Genomic DNA, 24,774 nt, shown 5'->3' on the forward strand with positions numbered 1-24,774 from the left:
CGTCGGGCCGGTCACTGTGGTGTCGTGACCAGCACCAGGCCGGTGTACGGCGAATTGCCCACGACGTTGAACGACCGGATCCGGTAGTGGTAGGTAACGCCCCGGGCCAGCCCCGTGTTGGTGAAGCCTCGACCGGTCACGGTGAAGGTGGCGACCTCCCGGTCGAATGCCGGGTCCAGTGCCCGCTGCACGATGAACCCGGACCCGGGGCCGGTGGGTGTGCTCGCCGCCCAGGCCAGGATCACCGTCGCCGTGTCCGGCCCGGGAGCGCTGGCCGTTGCGCTCACCCCGCTGGGGGTGCCGGGTGCGGGTGGGCAGCTCACCGTGGCGACTGTCGACCAGGCCGAGGCGGCGCCCAGGTAGGTGGTCCGAACCCGGTAGTAGTACGTGGTGTCCGGTGCGACAGTGACGTCCAGGTGGTTGTCGCTGACCCCGATCGCCGTGGTGCCCGGGCCGCTGGTGAACGTCGGGTTGGTCGCCCGCTGCACGTCGATGCCGGTGGCGAACGACCGGTTCGCCCAGCGCAGCGCCACCCGCAGCGGCGCGGCTGGCGGCAGCGCCGCGACCAGGCCGCTCGGTGCCGCCAGGTGCACCGAGGCGGGCACCCCGTTCGACCAGGACGAGTAGCTGACGGTGTTCTCCGCCCGGATCCGGTAGTGGTACGTCACCCCGGGGGTGACTGTCGCGTCCGTGTACCGGGTGGCGGCGGCCGCGACGGTGATCGTGGTGACCTCGCCGCCGAAGGTCGCGTCGGTGGCCCGTTGCAGCAGGTGGCTGGTGGCAGGTGGTCGCCCGCCGTTGCTGGTCCAGGCCAGGGCGATCGCGGGTAGCGCGGTGGCCGAGCCGGGCGCCGGTGTGGCGGTCAGCCCGGTCGGTGCCTTCGGCGCCACCCGCAGGACCAGCGGCCGGGTCATCCCGCCGTCGCGGTGGCCGGCGAGGTGGCTGTGCCAGCGGTACTCCCAGCCCAGGTTGACCAGTTGGTTGGCCACCGTGGCGGGCCGCCCGTCCGCGGGGCTGACCGGCGTCGACCCGGTGCGCGCCCCGGCCGGGAGGCCCGGGTCGAGCAGCCGGACGCTGTCGCCCAGCTTGAACGGCAGCACCGGGGCGACCGGGCGCAACGCCACCACGACGTCCTCCCGGGGGTTGACCCGGACGACGTCCTTCCAGCCCAGCTCCGTGCCGTGCGGCGGCCGCAGCGTGCCGTCCCAGCCGGCCCGGTTGACCACCTGCACGTCGCAGCCGCCGAAGTGCAGGGGCTCGGTCTGCCGGACGTTGCCACTGATCCGCCAGAGCTGGGTGCCATCGGTCGGGGTGCCCACCGGTACGGCGGGATCGGTGGCGAAGAGCACCTCGGTCACCGGATCGGTCGGGCCCAGCGGCAGCGTCGTCGGGTTGAGCGGCCCGGCCTGCGGGTGCCCGACGCCGAGCCGGCCGGCCCACCGGCCGTGATCCGGCTCGAAGACCTGCTGGGCGGCCTTGACCGCGATCGGCAGGGTCACCGGGCCGGCACCGCCCGCCGGAGTGAACGTCACAGTGGTGGCGTGCACCGGCACCGCCGTCTCCGACGTTGTGCGGGTGCCGAACGCCGGGTCGTACGCCGGCTGCGGCACGATCGGCGGGCGTTGGCTGGCCGCGTACGCCACGGGCAGCCTCTCCCGTAGCCGGGCCAGGTCGTACGGCGGCGCGGGTGTCCCGGTGATCCGGAACTGGAGCAGGGTGCGGGTGTTCGGGCCGTACCCCGGCTCGGTGGGCGGCGGGCCACCCTCGGCGGTCCGGTCCGCTGCGTCGGTGTGCTGGTCGTAGCGGGGGTCGTAGCCCGGCAGCGGAGCGGGGGCGTCGTTGTACAGGATCAGCGTGCTGCCCGGTGGCACGGCGGAGAAGTCGACCAGCACGTCGGCCCGCTCACCCGGGGCGAGCAGCAGGGTGTGCCGGTCGACGTTCAGCACTGTCGGGTCGAGTCGGTCGTACCGGTAGCCGATCGGCCGGTTCGGCAGCACCACCGGGGCGGGCAGCAGCCCGGCCTCGTTGCCGATCTGGATGAACTCGGGCCCGGCCGTGCGCGGGTCCGGCACGCCGCCGTCGCGTCCGTCGGTCGGCCACCCGGCCGGTCGGTCCGCGGCCCGCACGGCGGGCACCATCGGCACCTCGCCGGCGTCGGCGTCGGCGAGCGCGCCGTCGGCCGTCCACATCGCCGCGTCGGAGCAGGCGCGGTAGAGCTGGAGGTTGAGGCTGCGGTCCAGGCAGGCGTTGAGGATCCGGAACCGGTACGCGCGCGGCCGAACCTCCAGGTACGGGTAGGCGACGCCGTTGACGAGCGGGGTGTCGCCGTACGCCTCGGGGACCGCCGACGGGTGCGGCAGCCCAGGGCTCAGCGGCGGTTCGTCCGGCGCGTCCACCGGGTCGTGGTGCGGGTTCGGGGCCCACCCGTCGGTGCGGGTGCCGCCCGGGGTGGGGTTGCGCGACCAGGGGCCGTAGTCCCACCGGCCGGTGGGGTTGCGTCCGCCGGACCGGTACGGGTTCTGCCGCGGCTGGTACACGTGGGGGTGCCAGAGGCTTCCCCGGGCACCCCAGCGTTCCCGGTCCCAGGTCGGGTCCTCGGCGGCGAGTTGGGTGTCGTCGGGCACGAACGTCTTGTCCTCGATCACCAGCGGCAGCTGGTCGGCCGGCAGCACGTCGTCGGCGACGAGTTGGTCCTCGGCCGGGTCGGTGAGCAGGTAGAGCGCGAGCTGACCGCCGTAGACGGTGAGCCGGGCCAGGCCGAGGGTGTTGTCGTGCAACCACAGCAGCCGGCCGCTCTGCTCGTTTGGGTAGTAGAGGGTGGTGGCCCCGGCACCCGGCGCCGGCATGTCCGGCACGGGCGTCACGCCCGCCCCGGTCGGGTACGGGGTGATCTCCCCGGCCGGAGTGATCCACTGCCCCGGGTTGCCCGCGCTGGTCCAGCCGGTCTGCGCCCCGGCCAGGTGCAGCACCGCCCGGTTCTGCGGGTACGGGGCCGGCCCGTCCAGCGGGCCGGGACCGGCACCCTCGATCGTGTCGTCCACGGGCAGGAACAACTCGCCGGCCCGGCCGGTGGGGAGCTGGTTGATGAACTTCACCCGGACCGGTCGACCCCGGCGGGCGAGGATCATCGGGCCGAGGTGCCAGGGCCGTTCGGGGGGTGCCACCGTGTTGTGGCCCGTCTCGTCGGTGCCCAGGTTGAGCTGCCGGTAGCCGCGCAGCCGGGTGGCCGGCAGGTCCCGGTGCAGCCGCTGCGCGTACTCCTGGAGGCCGATCTCGTAGTAGTCGCATCCCGGATAGCTGATGGTGTCCGGGGCTGCCACCGGCAGGTGGCTGCCGAGGTCGGTGCGGCTCTGCTGGCCCGGAACGGGCAGCGGGTCGACGAACTTGCGCAGCCCGGTGCCCGGCACCACCCGCCCCGCGGGGTCACGCGCCGGGCGGGGACTGTGGGCGAAGTTCGGCACGGGACCGAAGCTGCGCGGCACCACGGCCGGGTCCAGACTTGGTGCCGGCGTGGTCTCCTCGGCGGTACGCGCGGCCGGCACGGACGCCGTCCGGCCGTTGGTCTGGCGGGTGGTCCGCTCGAAGAAGGTGGAGCGGAGCCTGCGGAACATCGCCATGACTCTCCCCGGGGTCGGGGCACGACGTCCGCCACCCCGGCGTGGCGGACCTCGGCACTCTGCTGACGGTCGGTGAGGGTTCAACCGCAGCATGCGACTTCGGCGGCCGGATAGGAATTACCCAATCGTCCGTTTCTGGCGTGGCGTTGGTGAATGGCCGGCCTGGTCAGCCGGTTTCAGGCCGGTCCGGGTGCTCGGGTTGGCAGACCGGACACCAGTAGGTGACCCGTTCGCCCAGCTCCTCCTTGCGGATCGCGGTGCCGCAGCGGCGGCACGGCTGGGCGCGGCGGCCGTACACGTAGCTGGTCTGCCCCCGGTGCAGGGAGCCGGTGCTGCTCTGCGTCCACCGTCCCCGGTTGGCCGCGAGCAACCGTTGCGCGAGGGCCACCATGCCTGGCAGGTCCGGCACCGCGCCGACCGGCGTCCACGGCGACACACCCCGCAGGAACAGCACCTCGCACTTGTAGAGATTGCCCACTCCGGCCAGGTTGCGCTGGTCGAGCAGCGCCTCACCGATGGTCTGCTCCGGGTGGTCCGCGAGCCGGCGGACCGCCTCGGCGGGGTCCCAGTCCGGCCCGAGCAGATCGGGGCCGAGGTGGCCGACCAGTCGGTCCTCCTCGGCGGTCGGCAGCACTGTCATCTCGTGCAGGTGGTAGCCGACCGCGACAGCGCCGGGGCTGTGCAGCACCACCCGGATCAGGTGCGCGGGCCGTCCGCCCCACCGTTCCCCCGGGGCGTACGCCCGCCAGGCGCCGTCCATCCGCAGGTGCGAGTGCAGGGTCCAGAGGGCGTCGGGCGTGGGTTGCCCTGCGGGACTGTCGGGGGCGCTGAGGCGCAGCAGCAGGTGCTTGCCCCGGCTGGCCGACTCGCGCACGGTCCAGCCGCTGAGATCGGTGGTCGCCAGTTGCGGCACCCGGAAGTCACTTTTGGTGATCCGCGCGCCGGCCAACGCGCGGTGCAGCACGCGCGCGGTGTTCCAGACGGTGTCGCCTTCGGGCACCCTGCCATCCTCCCTCTTTTGAGCAATATTCGCATGTGTCGCTATTTGTACACAGCTTCCTCATGATCTCCCGACATGCGAAGGTCAGGGGGTTCTGAGGAGAATGCCCATGACGCGACCTCGTTGTCGTATTCCATCCGTCGCCCTCGTCGCCACTCTCTCCCTGTTGCTCGCCGCCGCGTTCCTGCCCGCCACCAGCGCAGACCGGGCCACACCCGTCGCCGGCAGTCCGATCATCCTCACCGCCGGGGCGCCCGGTGGCGAACGGTGGGACGTCGATGTCTCGGTCGTCGACCGCGACGACGTCAACGTCCGCCGCACCTCTGCCGGGCTGCGACTGCGGGAGGCCCGGGCCACCAGCCACCGCGCCCGAAGCCCACACAGCGCAGTCGCCGAAGGCATGCTGCTGACCACGCCCCGCACCCTGGCCCGACCGGCCACCCGGGTCCGCGCCGAGATCAGCGCCTCGGTCCCCGGCGGGGCGACAGTGGAGGCGCAGGTCCGCGGCTGGCGGACCGCCGGCTGGACGGAGTGGCAGGCCGCCACCGGCGGTGCGATCTTCGACCGGCCGGTCACCCGGGTGCAGACCCGGGTGGTGCTGACCGCGCCCAACGGCGGGGCCACCGCGACCGTGAGCGGCGTGCGGCTCACCGCCGACGCGACCGCCGCCGTCTCCGCCGCCACGCCCGGCCGCACCTACCGGGTGTACGCCACCCGCATCGGGTTGGTCGGCGAGGTGACCGCCAACGGCCGTACCGTGCAACCCCGGGACCACTTCGTGGCACTCCCGTCGCGGCGCGGTCTCTCCCCACTCAACACCGGCGACTACACAGTGCGGGTCTGCACGACCAGCGGCGCCCGCTGCGAGTACGCCCCGGTCTGGGACGTCGGTCCGTGGAACACCCGCGACGACTACTGGAACCCCTCGTCGGTGCGGGAGAACTGGAAGAACCTGCCGCAGGGCCGGCCCGAGGCGCAGGCCGCGTACCAGTCCGGCTACAACGGCGGGCGGGACCAGTTCGGGCGTACGGTGCTCAACCCGGCCGGCATCGACCTGGCCGACGGCACCTTCTGGGACGGCCTGCGGTTGACCACGAACGCCTGGGTGGACGTCGCCTACCTGTGGACCGGCGGCGGGCCGCGTGGCGTGGTCGGTGACGGCCCGCTCAACATCCGCTCCGGGGCCAGCACGTCGTACGCGACCCGTGGTCTCGCCGCCCGGCTGGCCCACGTGCCGATCCAGTGCTACGTCACCGGTCAGTCGGTGGCCGGCCCGTACCGCACCACCACCCGCTGGAACCGCCTGACCACCGGCCAGTACGTCAGCCACGCCTACATTTCGAGCGTGTACGGCGGCAGCGTGCCGGTCTGCTGACCCGTGCCCGCCCCGTCGAGTGCTGCGTCAGGGGCGCTCGTCGGGGCGGGCCTGGCGCACCATGTCCTGGTAGCGCGGGTGGCTGGCACCGTAGACGGCGTAGTTGAGTCGAGCGTGCGAGAGGCTCAGGTCGCCGTTGGGGCCACCCCGGACGGCGTCGGCGTCCGCGTCGGTCTGGCCGTCGTCGGTCCAGAAGCAGACCGGGCAGGTCCCCCCGCCGGTCCGGGATGCACAGCAGGGACAACCCACGGGAACCACTTGTTCACCCACCGGGGCAGCATTCCACAGTCGAACATCGGCCCGATACCCGCAGGAGGTCCCTCGGGAGACACCCCGGGGAGCCCCACCGTGGGCTGACGCCCGGCGCCGGGCCGCCACTCCAGGATGAGTTCGTCGTGCAGGGGTATCCCGTCGTCGCCCACCAACGGGATCTCCGGCTTGAGCAGGCGGGCCCGATCGACCGCGCCCCGGTCCACGCCGACCAGCCGCATGCCGCGCCGCTGGTAGAACCGCAGCGCCCGCAGGTTGTCGTTCGAGGTGATCAACCAAACGCGGGTCAGGCCCATCGCCACGACGGTGGCCGTCGCCGCCGTGAGCAGCGCCGTGCCGCTCCCGGCGGCGGGCACGGCCGCGACCAGGCTGACGACCTCCAGGCCGTCCTCGTCCGCGTGGTAGGTCAACGCGCCGGCCACCGCCCCGGCGTCGTCGACCGCCACCAGGGTCGGCAGGGTACGCAGGTCGTGGCGGGTGTCGTGTGCGACCACGTACGGGCCGCCCCACTCGCGCTCGTGCAGCGCGTCGACCGCCGTCCGCTCGTCGGGTCGGATCGCCCGTACCTCGAACCCACCCACGCCCCGGCCTCCGCTCGTCGCCGTCGCCGCCCTGCCGGCCGGGATCGTACCCGCGTCGAGTGGTCCAGCGGTGGGTGGCGGATACGGGACAGCGCAGTGACCGACCGGCCCCTCCCGTCGCCGGAAGCCGTTGGGCAGACTGCCCTGGTGACAATTCGGAGCCTGCCCGCCGTCGGAGCCCTGCTGGTCGCCGTTGCCCTCACCGCCGGTTGCGGCAGTGACGACGACGGCCGGTCGAGCGCAGCCCCATCCGCCTCGTCCGAGGTGACCCCCACCGGCGTTCCGAGCGCGCCGACGTCCCCCACCACGAGCGCGCTGGTCGCCCCGGTGTCACCTTCCGCCGGGGCGCAGGGTCCGACCCAGCGCCGGCCGGCCAGCCCGCCACCGGTGGTGTTGCCAAAACGGCCGGCCAGTGCGCCCGGTGCGAAGCAGGTCGTCGACGCCTTCCGGGCCGCTGGCCTGAAGGTGCCGCGCCCGAAGGACCGTTCCGTCGACTGTGGCCCGGACGGCCTCGGGCTGGGCTGCTCCGAGTTGATCGCCACCGACGCGGTCACGGTCTACGTGTTCCCGGACGAGACGAGTGCCAGTGACATCGCGGAAACCTGGGGCGGCCAGTCGTACCAGCGTGGCGCGGTGGTGCTGAACTATCTGGAGGCGAAGACCCCGGCCGCCGACCGCCCACGCTACGAGAAGGTGCTCGACGGCCTGCGCTGAGCACCGGGCCTGGCGTCGGCGGGGCCGGGGCATGTCGCTCTTCTCAGTGTGATGCCTGTGAGTCATCTTGATGACTCACAGGCATCACGGTCTGTGTGGCATCGCCCGACAAGCGCCGAGCGGGCGGTCGGGCGCGGCCGGCCGGGCTGGCGGGTCAGCCGCGCAGGCGGAGGCCGCGGGGGGTGGCCCGGAAACCGGCGGCGGTCAGCGCGTCGCGCAGCGGTGAGGAGTGCACCGCCTCGCCGTCGGCCCGCTCCACCGACATCGCGCCCAACGCCCCGGAGTGAACGGCGTCGGCGAGCGCCTTGCCGGCCGCGGCCAGGGTGTCGGTGTCGTCGCTGAAGGAGAGCAGCGTGCGGCCGCCGCGTTCGACGTAGAGGACGAGGTCGCCACCGACCTGCACCACCAGCGCACCGGCCTTGCGGCCGGCCCGGTGCCCGGTCGCCGGGGCGGCCCCGTCGCCGGAGTCGAGCACCCGTTCCGGCCAGGGCAGCGCCGCGCCGTACGGGTTGGCGGGGTCGGTGGCCGCGAGCACCGTGGCCGGGGTGCCCCGGCCCCGGGCGCCGTCGGCGGGCTCCGCCAGGGCGCGCAGTCGGTCCACCGCGCCGGGCACCGCGAACTGCGCCGCGCCCAACCCTTCGACGAAGTAACCCCGACGGGCCGCGCCACGCTCCTCCAACGCCGACAGCACCGGGTAGACCGCCGAGAAGCCGCCGACCACCTGCTCGGCCATCACCGCGCCGCGGGTGACCACCCCGTGCCGCTCCAGCAGGACGTCGGCGAGCGCGGCGGCACGTCGCGTCGGGTCGACGTCCCGTTCCGGGAGGCGTGACCAGCGACCGGCGACGGTCGGCGGACCACCCCGGGTGGGCAGCGCCACCCGACCGGGCCGCCGGTAACGGGTGCGCGGCGCGGAGGGCCGCGAGCGGTGTGCCCCGCCCGCACCGAGCACCGCGCGCAGCGGCGCCAGGGTGTCGTTGGTGAGGTGCCCGGCCCACACCAGATCCCAGATCACCGTGGTCAAGGCCGCGTCGTCGGTCGAGCCGACCCGGTCGGCCAGCGGCCGGAAGAACAGCGCCTGCCCGTCGCCGAGCGCGTCGAGCACCGCGTCGTGCAGCGGGGTGCGGGTCAGCGCCTCGTCGGGCGGCGGGAGCAGCAGCGGTGCGGCGTCCGCGTACGCCAGGGTGACCCAACCGTCGCCGCCGGAGATCGCTCCCGACCCGGCCCAGAGGACCTCCCCGCTGGCGCACAGCTCGTCGAGCTGGGCAGGGGAGTAGTCGGCGACCCGACCGGGCAGTACCAACCGCTCCAGGGCGGACGCCGGCACCGCCGCGCCCTGCAACTGCTCCACCGTCGCGGCGAGCGCCTCCACACCTCGGGCGGACGAGCCGACCTGCTGCCAGCGGGGCAGGAACGCGGCCAGCGCCCGGGGTGGCACCGGCTCGATCTCCCGGCGCAGCGCCGCGAGCGAGCGGCGGCGCAGCATCCGCAGCACCTCGGCGTCGCACCACTGGGCGCCGGCCGAATCCGGGGTGAACTCACCGGAGACCACCCGCCCGGTGGCACCGAGCCGACGCAGCGCCTGCTCGACGACGAACACGCCCAACCCGAAGCGGGCCGCGCAGCTGGCCGCGGCGAACGGCCCGTGGGTGCGGGCGTAGCGGGCCACCAGGTCACCGAGCGGATCGGCCACCGGGGCGAGGTACGCCTCGGCCACCCCGACCGGCAACGCCACGCCGAGGGCGTCGCGCAGACGGGCGGCGTCCTCGACACCCACCCAGCGCTGTTCGCCGGCGATGCGGACCCGCAGCACGCGGCGGGTCGCCTCCAGCTCGGTCAGCCAGGCCTCCGGCACACCCCGCTCGGTCAACTCGGCGTCGCTCAGGTCACCGAGCACCCGCAGCAGCTCGACGACGTCCTCCGCATCGCGGGGGCGGCGCTGCTCGGTCAGCCAGCGCAGCTGCCGATCGGTCTCGGTGAGCACGGCCGGGTCGAGCAACTCGCGCAGGTCGACCCGGCCCAGCAGCTCACCGAGGAGGGTGGAATCCAGGGCGAGCGCGGCGGCGCGACGCTCGGCGAGCGGCGCGTCGCCCTCGTAGAAGAACGCGCCGACGTAGCCGAAGAGCAGCGACCGGGCGAACGGCGACGGCGCGCTGGTCTCGACCTCGACCAGCCGCACCTTGCGGGTGGCCAGGTCGCGCATCAGGCCGGCCAGCGCCGGCTGGTCGAAGACGTCCTGGAGGCACTCCCGGGCAGCCTCCAGGGTGACCGGGAAGTCCGCGTACTCGCGGGCGACGTCGAGCAGTTGCGCGGCGCGTTGGCGCTGCTGCCAGAGCGGCTGGCGGCGGCGCGGGTCGCGGCGGGGCAGCAGCAGTGACCGGGCGGCGCACTCCCGGAAGCGGGCGGCGAAGAGCGCGGAGGTGCCGACCGACTCCTCCACGAGCTGGGTGATCTCGTCGGGCTCGAAGACCACCACGTCGGCGCCGGGCGGCTCGTCCGCGGTGTCCGGAAGGCGGATCACGATGCCGTCGTCGGAGGGCATCACCTGGGCGTCCACCCCGTACCGTTCGGCGAGCCGGCGGCCCACGGCGAGCGCCCACGGCCCGTTGACGCGGGCGCCGAGGACGCTGTGCACGGCGAGCCGCCAGTCGCCCAGCTCGTCGCGGAACCGCTCGACCACGACCGTGCGGTCGTCGGGCAGCGAGCGGGTGGCCTCCCGCTGCTCGCGCAGGTAGGCCATCAGGTTGCTGGCGGCCCAGTCGTCCAGACCGCCGTCACGCAGGGCTGCCAGCGCCGCCTCGTCAGTCTGTCGCAGCAGGGTGCGCACCCGGGCGCCGATGGCCCGGCCCAGCTCCACCGGCCGGCCCAGCTGGTCGCCCTTCCAGAACGGCATCCGCGCGGCCTGACCGGGGGCGGGCGAGACCAGCACCCGGTCGGGCGTGATCTCCTCGATGCGCCAGGAGGAGGAGCCGAGCAGGAAGACGTCGCCGACCCGGGACTCGTAGACCATCTCCTCGTCCAGCTCGCCCACCCGGGCGGCCCGCTCGGCGCCGGCCAGGAACACCCCGAACAGGCCCCGGTCGGGAATCGTGCCGCCGCTGGTCACGGCGAGCCGCTGCGCGCCGGGACGGCCGGTGAGCAGGTCGGTGGCCCGGTCCCAGACCAGTCGGGGGCGTAGCTCGGCGAAGGCGGTGGACGGGTAACGGCCGGAGAGCATGTCCAACACGGCGTGCAGCGCGGAGTCGGGCAGCTCGGCGAAGGGCGCGGCCCGGCGGACCAGCACGGCGAGGTCGCCCAGCGGCCACGGCTCCAGTGCCACCATCGCGACGATCTGCTGGGCCAGCACGTCCAGTGGGTTGCGTGGGTAGTGCAGCTCCTCGATCGCGCCGTCGGCCATCCGCTCGGCGACCACAGCGCAGGAGAGCAGGTCGCCGCGGTGCTTGGGGAAGACCACCCCGCGCGAGATCGCGCCCACCTGGTGCCCGGCCCGGCCGACCCGTTGCAGGCCGGAGGCCACGCTGGGCGGCGCCTCGATCTGCACCACCAGGTCGACAGCGCCCATGTCGATGCCCAGCTCCAGGCTGGAGGTGGCCACCACCGCCGGCAACTGGCCGGACTTGAGCGCCTCCTCGATGTGTTTGCGCTCCTCCCGGGAGACGCTGCCGTGGTGGGCGCGAGCGATCACCGGCGCCGCGCCGGTGGCCGCGCCGGACTGGGCCATCACCTCGGCCGGCGGCCGGTTGCGAACCGGACCGGCCGGGTCACCCCACCGCTGCGCGCCACCCGCCGGGTCGTCGCCGGCCGGCAATCCTTCCGGTACGCCGATCGCGCCGTCGTCCGACGCGGCGGCCACCGCCTCGGCGGCCAGCTCGTTGAGCCGGGCGCAGAGGCGCTCGGCGCTGCGGCGCGAGTTGGTGAAGACGATGGTCGAGCGGTGCTGCCCGATGAGGGTGAAGACCCGCTCCTCCACGGCCGGCCAGATCGACGCGCGGCGTGGCCCGAGGCCGCCGAGGTCGTCCTCCGGTTGCTCCTGCTCGTCCAGGCGGGTCATGTCCTCCACCGGGACCTGCACGCTGACCTCGATGGTCTTGGCGGTGGCCGGCTGCACCACGTCGACCGGGCGGGCGCCGCCGAGGAACTGCGCGCAGGCGTCGATCGGGCGGACGGTGGCGGAGAGCCCGATGCGCTGCGCCGGAGCGGGCAGCAGCTCGTCGAGGCGTTCGAGGGAGAGGGCGAGGTGGGCGCCGCGTTTGCTGCCGGCCACCGCGTGCACCTCGTCGACGATCACCGTCTGGACGCCGCGCAGCGAATCGCGCGCCGCGGACGTGAGCAGCAGGAACAACGACTCGGGAGTGGTGATGAGGATGTCCGGTGGGGTGCGGGCGAAGGCACGCCGCTCGTCGGCCGGGGTGTCGCCGGTGCGCATGCCGACGGTGATGTCGGGCGGTGCGACGCCCAGCCGTGTCGCTGCCTGCCGGATCCCGGCCAGTGGGGCGCGCAGGTTGCGCTCCACGTCGACGGCGAGGGCCTTGAGGGGGCTGACGTAGAGCACGCGACACCGCTGCCGGGCCTCGGCCGGTGCCGGCTCGCGGGCCAGGCGGTCCAGCGACCAGAGGAAGGCCGCGAGCGTCTTGCCCGAGCCGGTGGGTGCCACCACGAGGGCGTTTCGACCGGCGGCGACCGACCGCCAGGCGCCGGTCTGCGCGGCGGTCGGGGCGGCGAAGGCGTTGTCGAACCAGGCGCGGGTGGCCGGACCGAACCCGGCGAGCACCGCGCCGGCGTCTGCGTCTGCCCCGGTCACCGGTCCATCGTGCCCCGCCGGTACGACAACCACGAGCGACCCCGGGGGAATGCGCCCCGACACTAGCAAAAAGCGTGGAAGGTGCGCTTGATCCGTTAAGTCTCACTTAACTGCTTGCTTGTACGGAGCAACATAAAGTAACTTCACCCGCAACGCGAACCGGGGTGAGGGGATTTGATGGCCGGCGAGCAGCGCACCATCGAACCGGGCACCGACGTGCTGATTCGCAAGGTCGACAGCCACCTTGCCGCACTCCGTGGCGGCCTGCACGGCCCCGAGCTCGACCTTGCCGAACGCCTCGCCCACTGCCTGCGGGAGCTGGTCCTCTGCACCGCCCAGGCGAGCGCCGCCGATCGCGGCCAGGTGCGCGTCGCCGTCCACTACTTCGTGCTGCGCCGGGAGAGCCGAGGCCGGTTGCTGTCGGTGCGCTCACTGGCCGCCGCGGAACGGGTGGTCGACCGGGTCGCGCGTCAGCTCGGCCGCCTCGACCTGCTGGCCGAGCTGCGCCGCGACCGCCCCGCACCCGACGATGCCCAACCCCTGGCCAACACCCTGCTTCACTGACGAATTCTGGCAAAACCGCCCGGAGGGCCACGAACTGGCGTCTGATCGCTGCTAGGCGCCACCGCTGCACGGGCGTCGGCCACCTCGATCGGGAGCGCAGGTGCTGGTACTGCTCGTCCTCCACCTCGTGGCGGCTCTCGCCGCGCCTCTGCTCGTGCGGTGGTGGGGATCCAATGCCTGCTACGCCCTGGCGCTGGCGCCAGCCGCCGCGTTCTGCTGGGCGCTGGCCCGCACCCCGGCTGTCAGCGACGGCGGGGCCGTGGTCGAGACGTACCCGTGGATCGGGCAGTTGGGCCTGGACATCGCGTTGCGGCTCACCACGCTGTCCTGGTTGATGACGCTGCTGATCGGCGGCATCGGTGCGCTGGTGCTCATCTACAGTGCCCGCTACTTCGACGCCCGCTCGACCGGCCTCGCGCAGTTCGCCGGGGTCCTGGTCGCGTTCGCCGGCGCGATGCTCGTCCTGGTCCTCGCCGACGACCTGCTGCTGCTCTACGTCGGTTGGGAACTGACCACGATCTTCTCGTACCTGCTGATCGGGCACAGCACCGAACGGCGCTCCAGCCGGTGGGCGGCGGCACAGGCGTTGACCGTCACCACGCTGGGTGGGCTCGCCATGCTGGTCGGGTTCATCATGCTGGGCGAGCACGCCGGCACCTACCGCTGGTCGGAGATCGTCGCCCAACCATTGCCCGGCGGCGGCTACCTGGTGGGCGCCGTGCTGCTCATCCTGGCCGGTGCGCTGTCCAAGTCGGCGATCCTGCCCTTCAGCTCCTGGCTGCCGGTCGCGATGGCGGCACCCACGCCGGTCAGCGCGTACCTGCACGCTGCCGCCATGGTCAAGGCCGGCGTCTACCTGGTCGGGCTGCTCGCGCCGGCGCTCGCCACTGTCGGTCCGTGGCGACCGGTGGTGCAGATCGCCGGCGTGGCCACCATGCTGCTCGGCGGTTGGGCCGCGTTGCGGCAGACCGATCTGAAGCTGCTGCTGGCGTACGGAACGGTCAGTCAGCTCGGCCTCCTGATCGCGGTGACCGGGTCCGGCACCCCGGACGCCGCTCTGGCCGGCGCGGCGATGCTGCTGGCGCACGCGTTGTTCAAGTCGGCGTTGTTCCTGGTCGTCGGCGTCATCGATCACGGCGCCGGCACCCGTGACCTGCGCGAGTTGTCCGGGCTGCGGCACTGGTCCAGGCCGCTGTTCGTGGTCGCGGTGCTGGCCGCGGCGTCGATGGCCGGTGTGCCGCCGCTGGTCGGCTTCGTGTCCAAGGAGGCGGTGTTCGGGGCGTTCACCGATCAGCCGGTCCTCCTCACCGGCCTGGTCGCCGGGACGGTGCTCACCGTCGCGTACAGCGCCCGCTTCCTCTGGGGCGCGTTCGCCGACCGGCCGGGGGTGGAACCGGTCCAGTCGGAACCCATCGCCGCGTCCCTGCTGGTCCCGCCAGCGGTGCTCGCCGGGGTCGGTCTGCTCGCCGGTCCGGCCGCGGGCGTGCTGGACGAGCTGCTGCGTCCGTACGCCGATCTGCTCGGTGGGGTCGACGCGCACCTGGCGCTCTGGTCCGGGCCGACCCCGGCGCTCGCCCTGTCCGTGGTGGCGCTCGTCGGCGGCGGCCTGCTGTTCGCCGTGCGCGGGCCGTTGGCCCCGGTGCTGGCCCGGCTCCGCTCGCCGGTGGGAGGCAACCAGGGGTACGAGTGGATCGTGGGCCGGTTCGACCGGTTGGCCATCGAGGTCACCGGCGCGACCCAGCGCGGTTCCCTGCCGCAGTACCTGGGCATCATCCTGATCACACTGGTGCTGGTGCCCGGCACGGCGATGGTCTCCGCCAGCCCGTGGAGGGCCCGGATCCCGCTCTGGGACAACCTGCTGCAACCGGTGGTCGTCCTGGTGATCGCGGTCGCCGCGGTGCTGGCGGTCGGTGCCCGCCGTCGCCTGACCGCGATGCTGCTGGTGGGGATGACCGGCTACGGCACCGCGATGCTGTTCGTCCTGCACGGCGCGCCCGACCTGGCGCTCACCCAGTTCCTGGTGGAGACCGCGACGATCGCGGTCTTCGTGCTGGTGCTGCGGCGCCTGCCGGAGCGTTTCTCGGCCCGTCCGTTGCGGCGGACCCGCTGGGTCCGTCGGGCGATCGGGGTGGCGGTGGGTGTGGTGGCCGCCGGGCTGGCCCTCACCGCCGTCGGCGCCCGCCGGGCACCGGACATCAGTGCCGCCTTCCCGGACCTGGCGGTGCTGGAGGGGTACGGCCGCAACGTGGTCAACGTGACCCTGGTCGACATCCGGGCCTGGGACACCATGGGCGAGCTGTCGGTGCTGGTGGTGGCCGCGACCGGGGTGGCCAGCCTGATCTTCGAGCGGTCCCGGACCGGGCCGCGACCGCGCCGGCCGGAGTCCGATCAGCGGGTGGACGAACCCGGCCGGCCGGTGTGGCTGCGCGGCGGTCCCACCCTCTACGAGGAGCGCCGCTCGATCGTGTTGGAGGTGGTCATCCGGCTGATCTTCCACACCGTGGTGCTGTTCTCCCTCTTCCTGCTGTTCTCCGGGCACAACGCGCCGGGCGGTGGCTTCGCCGGCGGTCTGGTGGCGGGTCTCGCCCTGGTGGTCCGCTATCTGGCCGGCGGTCGGTACGAGCTGACCGAGGCGGCGCCGGTCGGCGCCGGTCCGATCCTCGGCGCCGGCCTGGCCATGGCGGTGGGCAGCGGAGTGGTGGCGCTGCTGGTCGGCGGGTCGGTGCTGGAGAGCGCCAAGGTCGACCGGTCCCTGCCGCTGATCGGGGACGTCCACCTGGTCACGTCGCTCTTCTTCGACATCGGTGTCTACCTGGTCGTGATCGGGTTGGTGCTGGACATCCTGCGCAGCCTCGGCGCCGAGGTGGACCGGCACATCGAGGCCACCGGAACGGCCACCGGCGGCCTGGCCGTCGACAAGGGGGACCGGGCATGACGGAGAGCGGTGCGGGACCGACGCTGGTGCTGGTGCTGGCCGTCGCGGTGCTGGTCGGGTGCGGGGTGATCCTGCTGTTGGAGCGCAGCCTGACCCGGATCCTGCTCGGGGTGATCCTGCTCGGCAACGGGGTGAACCTGTTGATCCTGCTGGGTGGGCGCTCGGGTGGGGCGCCGATCGTCGGCACCGGCGCGGTGGGGCAGATGAGTGATCCGCTGCCGCAGGCGATGGTGTTGACCGCCATCGTGATCACCTTCGGGTTCACCGCGTTCCTGCTCGCGGTGGCTTACCGCAGCTGGTATCTCACCGGCGACGACGAGGTGCCCGACGACCTTGAGGACCGGCAGATCATCCGCCGGGCGGACCGGAACGAGGCGGGCGCCGTCGACCACGGTGGAGAGGGCCCGGACGCCGACCCGGAGCAGGTCGATCCCGAGCCCGCCCGCCGTCGGCTCCGACGGGGGAAGGAGTCGTGATGAGCGCGTTGGTGCCGCTGCCGGTGGTGGTGCCACTGCTCGGTGCGGCGCTGACCCTGCTGCTGGCCGGGAAGCCCCGACTCCAACGCGCGATCAGCGTGTCCTGCCTGGGCGGCACGCTCGCCGTGGCGTTGCTGCTGCTCGTGCAGGCGTACCGGCACGGGCCGGTGGTGGTGGCGGTCGGTGGGTGGCCGGCACCGGTCGGCATCGTGCTGGTCGCCGACCAGTTGGCCGCGCTGATGGTGGTGGTCTCGTCGGCGGTGACCCTCTGCGTGCTGCTGTACTCGATCGGCCAGGGCGGCAGCGAGACGAGCGAGTCCGCCCCGGTGTCGATCTTCCACCCGACGTACCTGGTGCTCACCGCGGGCGTCACCAACGCGTTCCTGGCCGGTGACCTGTTCAACCTCTTCGTCGGCTTCGAGATCCTGCTGGCCGCGAGCTTCGTGCTGATCACGCTGGGAGGCACCGAGACCCGGATCCGCACCGGGTCGACGTACGTGGTGGTCAGCATCCTCTCCTCGATGATCTTCCTGACGTCGGTGGGTCTGGTGTACGCGGCCACCGGCACGCTCAACCTCGCCCAGCTCGCCCAGCGCCTCGACGACCTGCCCGACGGCGTCCGACTGGCCCTGGAGCTGATGCTGTTGCTGGCATTCGCGATCAAGGCGGCGGTCTTCCCGCTGTCGGCCTGGTTGCCGGACAGCTACCCCACCGCACCGGCCCCGGTCACCGCCGTCTTCGCGGGCCTGCTCACCAAGGTGGGCGTGTACGCGATCATCCGCACCGAGACGTTGCTGTTTCCCGGTGGGCACGCGGACACGTTGCTCATGGTCGTCGCCGGTCTGACCATGGTGATCGGCATCCTCGGCGCGGTGGCCCAGTCCGATTTGAAGCGGCTCTTCTCGTTCACCCTGGTCAGCCACATCGGCTACATGATCTTCGGGGTGGCGTTGAGCACCGTCGCCGGGCTCTCCGGCGCGATCTTCTACGTGGTGCACCACATCACCATCCAGACCACGTTGTTCCTCGTCGCCGGGCTGGTCGAGGAGCGCGCGGGCAGCACCGACCTGCGCCGCATCGGCGGGCTGGCCCGGGTGGCGCCGCTGCTGGGTGTGCTGTTCTTCGTCCCGGCCATGAACCTCGCCGGTGTGCCGCCGTTCTCCGGTTTCCTCGGCAAGCTCGGCCTGCTCCAGGCCGGCGTGGCGGCCGGCGGGCCGCTGCCCGGGGTGCTGGTGGCGGCTGGCACGGTGACCAGCCTGCTCACCCTCTACGTGGCGTCCCGGGTGTGGAACATCGCCTTCTGGCGCGCGCCCCGGCTGGCCACCAGCGAGCCGGCCGTCCCACTGCCGAGGCTGATGATCGGGGCCACCGTGGCCCTGGTCGCCCTCGGGCTGGGGCTGACCCTGCTGGCCGGTCCGCTCTTCGACGTCACCACGGACGCGGCCGCCGACCTGCGGCTGCGCACCCCGTACGTGCATGCCGTGCTGCCGGGCGGTGTGCCGTGACCGGCACCCCTGAGCCGGCTCCCGACGCCCCCGGGCCCGCCGTGGTGGGGCGTGGCCGGCTCGGGCGCTGGCGCGACCAGGTGGTGGCACTCGGGTGGCTGGTGGTGGTCTGGAACCTGCTCTGGGGCGACGTCAACTGGGGCAACCTGGTCGGCGGCCTGCTGGTGGGCGGCGCGGTGCTGGTGTTCTACCCGCTGCCGGCGGTCAGCTTCGGCGGCCGGCTGCGGCCCGGGGCGCTGCTCGTCTTCGCCGGCCGGTTCGTCGTCGAGTTGGTCAGCGCGAGCCTGCACGTCGCCCGGATCGCCGTGCAACCCGGCTACCGGCCGCGCGGCGCGATCATCGGGGTCCAGTTGCGGGTGCCCAGTGACCTGAACCTGGCGCTCACCGCCGAGGCGGTCTCGCTGGTGCCGGGCACGTTGATCCTCGAGGTGGACCGGGATTCCGGAACGCTCTACCTGCACGTGCTGGACACCCACGGGCCGGCTGACCTGGAGGTGGCCCGGCAACGCACCCTCACCATCGAGCGGCGGATCGTCCGTGCGGTGGGCTCGGCCGCCGAACTGCGCCGCATCGAGACCGACCCGTCCGAGAAGGGAACCCGCTCGTGACCACGTTCCTGGCCGTCGTCCTCACCGTCCTGCTGTCGGTGACCGCGCTGCTCGCGCTGGTGCGCCTCTACCGTGGCCCGTCACTGGTGGACCGGGTGATCGCCGCGGACATGCTGCTCGCCACCATGGTCGGCGCGGTGGGCGCCGAGGCGGCGGTCAACCGGCACGCCACCACACTGCCCGTGCTGGTGGTGCTCTCCCTGCTCGGCTTCGTGGGCTCGGTGTCGCTGGTCCGCTTCGCGGTCCGGGAGCAGCAGTGATCGCCACGATCGCGGACTGGCTGGGCGCCGGTTGTCTGGTGGCCGGTGCCGTGCTCGGCCTGGCCGCCGCGATCGGCGTGCTGCGGTTCCCGGACCCGCTGAGCCGGATGCACGCGGCCACGAAGCCGCAGGTGCTCGGGGTGCTGCTGTTGCTGCTGGGGATCATGTTGCGGCTGCGGTCCCCGGCGGACCTGGGCATGATCCTGCTCGTGGCGGTCTTCCAGTTGGCGACCGCACCGGTCGCGGCCCAGATGATCGGGCGGGCCGCGTACCGGTCGGGGCGACTCGACCGGAGTCTCCTCGACGCCGATGAGCTGGCCGAACGCGGTTCCGGCACGGGGCCGGCGGGGCCGGCGTGACGGCCTGGGGCGGGGCCGCGTGAAGGCGCGCGGCGAGGCCGGCGTGACGGCCTGGGATGGGGTCGGCGAACCGGACGATCCGCTCCTTCGGCCCACCCCCAGCGGAGTCCCAGCCAGCGCCGATAAAATAGCGGCATGATCGACTCTTCTGCCCAGGAGGGCAGCAGTAGCCAGCCGGGTCGTGCCCGGCATATCCCCGTACCGACGACCCCGGGAGCCCTGAGCGACCCGTGTTGATCGTCGTTGGTCTTCTTCTGATTACTCTCCTCACTGCCGCCACCGGCTATTTCGTGGCGCAGGAGTTCGGCTATGTCGCCGTGGACCGGGGCAAGCTGCGCCAGCTTGCCGATGACGGCGACGCCGCCGCCGCCCGGGCCCTGACCGTCACCAGCCGGCTCTCCTTCATGCTCTCCGGCGCCCAACTCGGCATCACCGTCACCGCCCTGCTCGTCGGTTACGTCGCCGAGCCGTTCCTCGGCGGCGGCCTCGCCGACCTGTTCGGCGTGGCGGGCGTCAGCGAGGCGGTCAGCCTGCCGCTCTCGGTGGCGTTGGCCCTGGTCATCGCCACCATCGTGCAGATGGTCCTCGGCGAGCTGGCCCCGAAGAACCTGGCCATCGCGCGGGCCGAGCAACTGGCCCGGGCGCTGAGCCGGTCCACCCTGATCTACCTGGCCGTCGCCGGGCCGCTGATCCACCTCTTCGACCGGGCATCGGTACGCCTGCTGCGCCGGATCGGCATCGAGCCGATCGAGGAGCTGCCCAGCGGCGCCACCCCGGCGGACCTGGAACAGATCATCGCCGAGTCCCGCGAGGAGGGCAGCCTCGACGTCGAGATGTCCACCCTGCTCGACCGAGGTCTGGACTTCCGGGAGCTGACCGCCGGGGAGGCCATGGTGCCCCGGGTCGACGTGCACACCGTACGGGCGCACGAGCCGGTCAGCCGGGTGGTCGAGCTGCTGGACACCGGTCACTCCCGCTTCCCGGTACGCGGTACGGAGGGCGTCGACGACCTGATCGGCGTCGTCGGCATCGCCGACGTGCTCGGCGTACCCCCGGGGGAGCGGGCGACCACCCCGGTGAGTGCGGTGGCGGGGCCGCCGCTGCTCGTACCGGAGACGTTGCCCCTGCCCACGGTGCTCGACCGCCTGCGGTCCGGTCATCGGCAGATGGCGTGTGTGGTCGACGAGTACGGCGGCTTCGCTGGCGTGATCACGCTGGAGGACATCGCCGAGGAGCTGGTCGGCCCGATCCGGGACGAGGACGACCCACCGGAGCGGGCACCCGCCCGGCAGGACGACGGGTCCTGGGTGGTGCCGGCCCGCTGGCGGATCGACGAGGTCGCCGACAGCACCGGCATCGCCCTGCCCGAGGCCCCGGAGTACGACACCCTGTCCGGGTTGGTGATGCGGGAGCTGGGTCGGGTGCCGGAGGTCGGTGACCGGCTGGAGATCAGCCTGCAACCCGAGGGGGCGGACGGCGAGGTCGACGAGGCGGAGCCCCGCGCGTTGGTCGAGGTGCTGGCCGTGGACCGGCACGTGGCCGACTCGGTGCGGCTTCAGCTCACCAAACCGGGGGTGAGCGCGTGAGCGCGAGGAGTGAGCTTGCGAGCACCGCAGTCGCGAATGAAGGAAGGCACCGATGAGCCCCGGGATCGCGCTGTTCAGTTCGGTGGTCCTGCTCGCGCTGAACGGGTTCTTCGTTGCCGCCGAGTTCGCCCTGGTGGCCAGCAAGCGCTACCGCCTGGAGCAGGCGGCGGCGAACGGTGGTCGGGCGGCACGCGCCGCGCTGGACGGCGTCCGCGAGCTGTCGCTGATGCTGGCCGGGGCGCAGCTCGGCATCACGCTGTGCACACTGGGTCTCGGCGCGTTGGCCGAGCCGGCGATCGAGCACCTGCTCAGCCCTCTGCTGCACGCGGTGGGCCTGCCGGACGCGGCCAGTCACCTGATCGCCCTGATCTTCGCCCTCGGGGTGGTCACCTTCCTGCACCTGGTGGTGGGGGAGATGGCACCGAAGTCCTGGGCGATCACCGACGCGGAGCGCTCGGCGACGCTGCTCGCTCTGCCGTTCCGCGCCTTCGCCCGGGTGTCCCGGCCGGTGCTGTCCGCGCTCAACGCCTTGGCCAACGCCATCCTGCGGCTGTTCGGGGTCAACCAGCAGGACCAGCTCGCCCAGGTGCACGGCCCGGACGAGTTGCGGATCCTGCTGGAGCAGTCCCGTGAGCACGGGCTGCTCGGCGCCGAGCAGCACCAGCTGCTGACCAGCATGCTGGAGTTGCAGGGCACGTCGGTGGCGCAGGTGATGGAGCCGTTCGCCACCATGGTGACCGTCCGTCGGGACGACCCGGCCGGGCGGATCGAGGAGGTCAGCCGCGACAGCGGGCGGTCCCGGCTCGCGGTGCTCGACGAGGCGGGCGACGTCTGCGGCCTCGTGCACGTCCGGGAGGCGGTGCGGGTGGTCACCACCGGTCGCGTCGCCACCGCCGGCGAGTTGATGACACCCGCGTTCACCCTGCCGGCGACGTCCTCGGTCACCGAGGCGGTGGCGGCGATGCGGGCCCGGCAGTCGCAGCTCGCGTTGGTGCGCAACGGCGGTGGCCCGGCCCGGCCGATCGGGTTCGTCGCGCTGGAGGACCTCCTGGAGGAGGTCATCGGCGAGTTCGACGACGAGACCGACACGGTCCCGCGCGGGCGTCGGTTGCGGTGACCTGCCGACCCGGCTGCACTGACGAAGTGCGGCCGGGTCAGCGGTCGGCACGGCAGCGGGCTTGAGCGGACCCCGACCGGGTAGGCGCGCCTGGTGGGGCCGGCGGAGCCCCGTCCTGGGAGGGGGCGCGCGGTGCGGTTGACGGGAGTGTCCCCGGAGTCCGGTGGGACCGGGCTGTCCGTGCAGACCACGCTCCCCAACCCGAGCACCCGGCCGGGCCTGCGCCTGCCGGGGCGGGTGACCCTCGCGGCCGGGCCGGAGGACGTGCTGGTGCGGCATATCCGGCTCGGGCTCGTCACCACTGTCGAACCGGACGACCCGGCGGCCCCCCGGCGTCTCATGCAGTTCCACCAACTACCGATCGCCGGCCGGTTCGTCGTGCCCGCTGGTCGGCGGCGGGCGGTCGACTTCGCGTTGCCGCTGCCCTGGGAGACCCCGGTGACCACCTTCGGCGGGGTGCCGCTGCTGAGCCTGCGGATGGGTCTGCGGACCGAGGTGTCCCTCGACCCCGATCTCGACCAGGGCGCCATGGTGCCGGTCTTCGTGCATCCGCTCCCGACGCAGCAGCACGTGCTGGCGGCGCTGGACACCCTCGGTTTCATGATCCGTCAGTCCGGGTTGCTGCAGGGTGGGCTGCCCGGGGTGGAGCACACCCTGCCCCTGCACCAGCGCTGGGGCTACTGGGTGGGGCCGCTCTACGCCGGCCCGATCACCGAGCTGGAGGTGATCTTCGTGACGAACTCGGCGGGCCTGGAAGCGATCCTCTGGATGGATCGTCGGCTGGCGCTGGCCGGGATCACCCACCAGAGCATCAGCCGGTTCCGGATCTGGCACGAGGACGCCGAGCGGCGGGACTGGGTCGCCACCGTTGACGGCTGGATCCGGCAGGCGATCAACCGGCACGCCGCCGCGGCTGCGCACGCCGACTGGTCCGCGCAGATTGCGGGGTCCGCCCACGTCAGCCGCCACCCCGACGAGCCGATCCGACCCGGTTACGGCCTCGGCGGCACCGCCGGCGGCGCCGGCGTGGGAGGAGGCGGCTCCGGCGGCGGCGACGGCACCTGACCCCGCAGCCAGGTCAGCCGGCGCTGGCTGTGGCCAGCTTGAGGCTGAAGGCCAGGAACAGAGCTGCCACGGCGGTGGTGCCGCCGGCCGCCAGGCGGCGGCGCTGGCGGAACTGCGAGGCCAGGAAGGTGCCCGCGAAGATCAACGCGGTCAGGTACAGCGCGCTGGTCACCTGGGCGATCAGGCCGAGCAGCAGGAACGACAGCGCCGGCCAGGCATAGCCGGGGTCGACGAACTGGATGAAGAACGAGATGAAGAACAGGATCGCCTTCGGGTTCAGCAGGCTGATCACCAGCGCCTTGCGGAACGGGCTGCGCATCGCCGCCGGCTCCGCGGCGTCGATGAGCCGCGGCGTGCTCGGGTCGTTGCGGTCGCGCCAGCGCCGCCAGGCGCCGAGCAGCATCGTCACCCCGACATAACCGAGGTACGCGGCACCCGCGTACTTGATCACCATGAACAACGGGGGGTACGCCTTGAGCAGCGACGCCACCCCGGCGGCGGAGAGGAACATCAGCACCCAGTCGCCGACGAACACGCCAGCGGCGGCCCGGTAGCCGACCGCGACACCCCGTTTGGCCGCGGTCGAGAGCACGAAGAGTGAGTTAGGCCCGGGCAGCAGAATGATGGCCACGGTGCCCAGCACGTACGTCCAGATGTCGGTGATCCCCAGCACGCCCGCCATCATCACGCCACCGGTGCCGTCCGCAGAAGTCTTTCTCGCAGCGTGGCCTGTGCGTTCGGCCACTCGTCGACGGTCATCGCGTACTGGACGGTGTCCCGCCAGGAGCCGTCCGGGCGTTGCCGGTGCATCCGCAGCACCCCTTCCCGGGTCGCGCCGAGGCGTTCGATGGCGGCCTGGGAGCGGACGTTGCGGATGTCGGTGTGCCAGACCACCCGCACCGCCCCGAGGTCGTCGAAGGCCCGCCTGAGCAGCAGCAGCTTCGCCTCGGTGTTGATCCCGGTACGCCACCAGGGCCGGCCGAGGTAGGTGTACCCGATCGCCACCGAGCGCCGCTCCGGATCGATCTCGTAGTAGGACGTGGTGCCGACCACCGCCCCGGTCGCCGCACACCGCTGCACCCAGGCCACCCGCTCGCCACGGTGCTGGGCGGCCAGGGCGGTGCCGATCACCTTGGCGGTCTCACCCGGTGTGCTGGGCCGGGTGCTGCCGAGGTGCCGCCACACCTCCGCGTCCCCGGTGGCGGCGTGCAGCTCGTCGGCGTGCGCCAGGTCCAGCGGCTCCAGCCGGACGTGCTCGCCGTGCAGCGACACGGGGTCGTGCCAGGGCGTGCGGGCCGCCCGCAGGTACGCCGGCAGTGGTGCGGTGACTCCGGCGTCGGGCTCGGGTTGCCCGGCGGTCACCCGCAGCGGCAGCACCCCGGCCCAGTGCGGTAGGTGCAGGTCGTCCTCGTCCTCGCGCACCCCACCGCTGCGGGCCCGGACGGACACCTCGTGCAGGGGCAACGCCAAAACGGCGGTCTCCGCCAACTCCCGCCGGCTGGGCGGGCGGGTCTGGGTGCTGCGTCCCGCGCCGACCTTCTCCACCAGCGCGGTGAGCATGGCGAGCTTCTCCCGCTCGTCGGTGACCAGTCGGGCGGTGCCGTGCGCGACGACCGAGCGGTAGTTGGCGCTGTGGTGGAACTGGGACCGGGCGTAGACCAGCCCGTCGAGCAGTGTCACCGCGACGCAGACCGGGAGGCCCTCACCCCGGGCGGCGAGCAGTGGCCGGCTGCCGGTGGAGCCGTGCAGGTAGAGCGTGTCGCCGATGCGGACGTGCAGGGTGGGCAGCACCCGGGGCTGGCCGTCGACGGTGAAGCCGAGCGCGCAGTCGTACGCCTCGTCGAGCACGGCGTGTGCGGCGGCCCGGTCGTAGCTCATCCGGTCGCGGGAACGGTGGGGTGTGGTCCGGGCGGTGGGTGGATACATGCGCGCGCCCCTTTG

General features: G+C 73.1%; 18 protein-coding genes and 1 pseudogene. 12 read left to right on the plus strand and 7 right to left on the minus strand.

The genetic code is table 11. The features are described 5' to 3' along the window. Positions 1-11: 11 nt before the first annotated feature. Positions 12-3,617, minus strand: coding sequence for a hypothetical protein (locus GA0070619_RS03570; RefSeq protein ID WP_088946735.1), 3,606 nt, complete (start codon positions 3,615-3,617; stop codon positions 12-14). Positions 3,618-3,783: 166 nt separating this feature from the next. Further along, positions 3,784-4,617 carry a DNA-formamidopyrimidine glycosylase family protein gene (locus GA0070619_RS03575; RefSeq protein WP_088946736.1) on the minus strand — a complete coding sequence of 278 codons (834 nt, stop codon included), beginning with the start codon at positions 4,615-4,617 and terminating at the stop codon, positions 3,784-3,786. A gap of 109 nt (positions 4,618-4,726) precedes the next feature. Between GA0070619_RS03575 and GA0070619_RS03580 the strand changes: the two genes are divergently transcribed. After that, positions 4,727-5,992: a hypothetical protein gene (locus tag GA0070619_RS03580; protein ID WP_088946737.1), complete on the plus strand. Its 1,266-nt coding sequence runs from the start codon at positions 4,727-4,729 to the stop codon at positions 5,990-5,992. A 27-nt stretch (positions 5,993-6,019) separates the two neighbouring features. Here the strand turns inward: GA0070619_RS03580 and GA0070619_RS33900 are convergent, their stop codons facing one another. Together GA0070619_RS33900 and GA0070619_RS33905 are read right to left on the minus strand one after the other, a co-directional pair. Next, positions 6,020-6,370, minus strand: a complete 351-nt coding sequence (locus GA0070619_RS33900) for a CPCC family cysteine-rich protein (protein WP_331716864.1) — start codon at positions 6,368-6,370, stop codon at positions 6,020-6,022. 122 nt (positions 6,371-6,492) lie between these two features. Next, positions 6,493-6,843, minus strand: a pseudogene (locus GA0070619_RS33905) (GNAT family N-acetyltransferase); the annotation flags it as partial. 147 nt (positions 6,844-6,990) lie between these two features. Here GA0070619_RS33905 and GA0070619_RS03595 point away from each other — a divergent pair. Then, positions 6,991-7,557, plus strand: a complete 567-nt coding sequence (locus GA0070619_RS03595) for a hypothetical protein (RefSeq protein ID WP_157743892.1) — start codon at positions 6,991-6,993, stop codon at positions 7,555-7,557. Between the two features lie 154 nt (positions 7,558-7,711). On the opposite strand, the gene GA0070619_RS03600 is transcribed toward GA0070619_RS03595, so the two are convergent. Beyond that, a complete protein-coding gene (locus GA0070619_RS03600; protein WP_088946741.1) occupies positions 7,712-12,358 on the minus strand; it encodes an ATP-dependent helicase in 4,647 nt (1,548 codons plus the stop codon). Positions 12,359-12,535: 177 nt separating this feature from the next. On the opposite strand from GA0070619_RS03600, the gene GA0070619_RS03605 reads away from it, so the two are divergent. The 10 genes from GA0070619_RS03605 (at position 12,536) to GA0070619_RS03650 (ending at position 22,833) form a co-directional block, all read left to right on the plus strand. Next, positions 12,536-12,922, plus strand: coding sequence for a hypothetical protein (locus GA0070619_RS03605; RefSeq protein ID WP_088946742.1), 387 nt, complete (start codon positions 12,536-12,538; stop codon positions 12,920-12,922). A gap of 100 nt (positions 12,923-13,022) precedes the next feature. Next, positions 13,023-15,857, plus strand: a complete 2,835-nt coding sequence (locus tag GA0070619_RS03610) for a Na+/H+ antiporter subunit A (RefSeq protein WP_088946743.1) — start codon at positions 13,023-13,025, stop codon at positions 15,855-15,857. Further along, positions 15,854-16,333: a Na(+)/H(+) antiporter subunit C gene (locus tag GA0070619_RS03615; RefSeq protein ID WP_088946744.1), complete on the plus strand. Its 480-nt coding sequence runs from the start codon at positions 15,854-15,856 to the stop codon at positions 16,331-16,333. The genes GA0070619_RS03610 and GA0070619_RS03615 overlap by 4 nt, the downstream gene beginning before the upstream one ends. Then, a complete protein-coding gene (locus GA0070619_RS03620) occupies positions 16,333-17,838 on the plus strand; it encodes a Na+/H+ antiporter subunit D (protein ID WP_088946745.1) in 1,506 nt (501 codons plus the stop codon). The genes GA0070619_RS03615 and GA0070619_RS03620 overlap by 1 nt, the downstream gene beginning before the upstream one ends. Further along, positions 17,835-18,446: a Na+/H+ antiporter subunit E gene (locus GA0070619_RS03625; protein WP_088946746.1), complete on the plus strand. Its 612-nt coding sequence runs from the start codon at positions 17,835-17,837 to the stop codon at positions 18,444-18,446. The genes GA0070619_RS03620 and GA0070619_RS03625 overlap by 4 nt, the downstream gene beginning before the upstream one ends. Then, entirely contained in the window at positions 18,443-18,706 is a 264-nt protein-coding gene (locus GA0070619_RS03630) for a monovalent cation/H+ antiporter complex subunit F (RefSeq protein ID WP_088946747.1), read from the plus strand. The genes GA0070619_RS03625 and GA0070619_RS03630 overlap by 4 nt, the downstream gene beginning before the upstream one ends. Next, entirely contained in the window at positions 18,706-19,065 is a 360-nt protein-coding gene (gene mnhG, locus GA0070619_RS03635; RefSeq protein ID WP_088951527.1) for a monovalent cation/H(+) antiporter subunit G, read from the plus strand. The genes GA0070619_RS03630 and mnhG overlap by 1 nt, the downstream gene beginning before the upstream one ends. A gap of 230 nt (positions 19,066-19,295) precedes the next feature. Next, positions 19,296-20,651: a hemolysin family protein gene (locus GA0070619_RS03640; protein WP_088946748.1), complete on the plus strand. Its 1,356-nt coding sequence runs from the start codon at positions 19,296-19,298 to the stop codon at positions 20,649-20,651. Positions 20,652-20,703: 52 nt separating this feature from the next. Continuing rightward, a complete protein-coding gene (locus GA0070619_RS03645) occupies positions 20,704-21,768 on the plus strand; it encodes a hemolysin family protein (protein WP_088946749.1) in 1,065 nt (354 codons plus the stop codon). Positions 21,769-21,900: 132 nt separating this feature from the next. Further along, positions 21,901-22,833: a sporulation protein gene (locus GA0070619_RS03650; protein WP_088946750.1), complete on the plus strand. Its 933-nt coding sequence runs from the start codon at positions 21,901-21,903 to the stop codon at positions 22,831-22,833. Between the two features lie 13 nt (positions 22,834-22,846). On the opposite strand, the gene leuE is transcribed toward GA0070619_RS03650, so the two are convergent. Next, positions 22,847-23,518, minus strand: coding sequence for a leucine efflux protein LeuE (gene leuE / locus GA0070619_RS03655; protein WP_088946751.1), 672 nt, complete (start codon positions 23,516-23,518; stop codon positions 22,847-22,849). Beyond that, positions 23,518-24,759 carry a bifunctional pyridoxamine 5'-phosphate oxidase family protein/GNAT family N-acetyltransferase gene (locus GA0070619_RS03660; protein WP_088946752.1) on the minus strand — a complete coding sequence of 414 codons (1,242 nt, stop codon included), beginning with the start codon at positions 24,757-24,759 and terminating at the stop codon, positions 23,518-23,520. The genes leuE and GA0070619_RS03660 overlap by 1 nt, the downstream gene beginning before the upstream one ends. Positions 24,760-24,774: the final 15 nt, after the last annotated feature.

It is taken from the genome of Micromonospora zamorensis (assembly GCF_900090275.1).
Classification (GTDB): domain Bacteria; phylum Actinomycetota; class Actinomycetes; order Mycobacteriales; family Micromonosporaceae; genus Micromonospora; species Micromonospora zamorensis.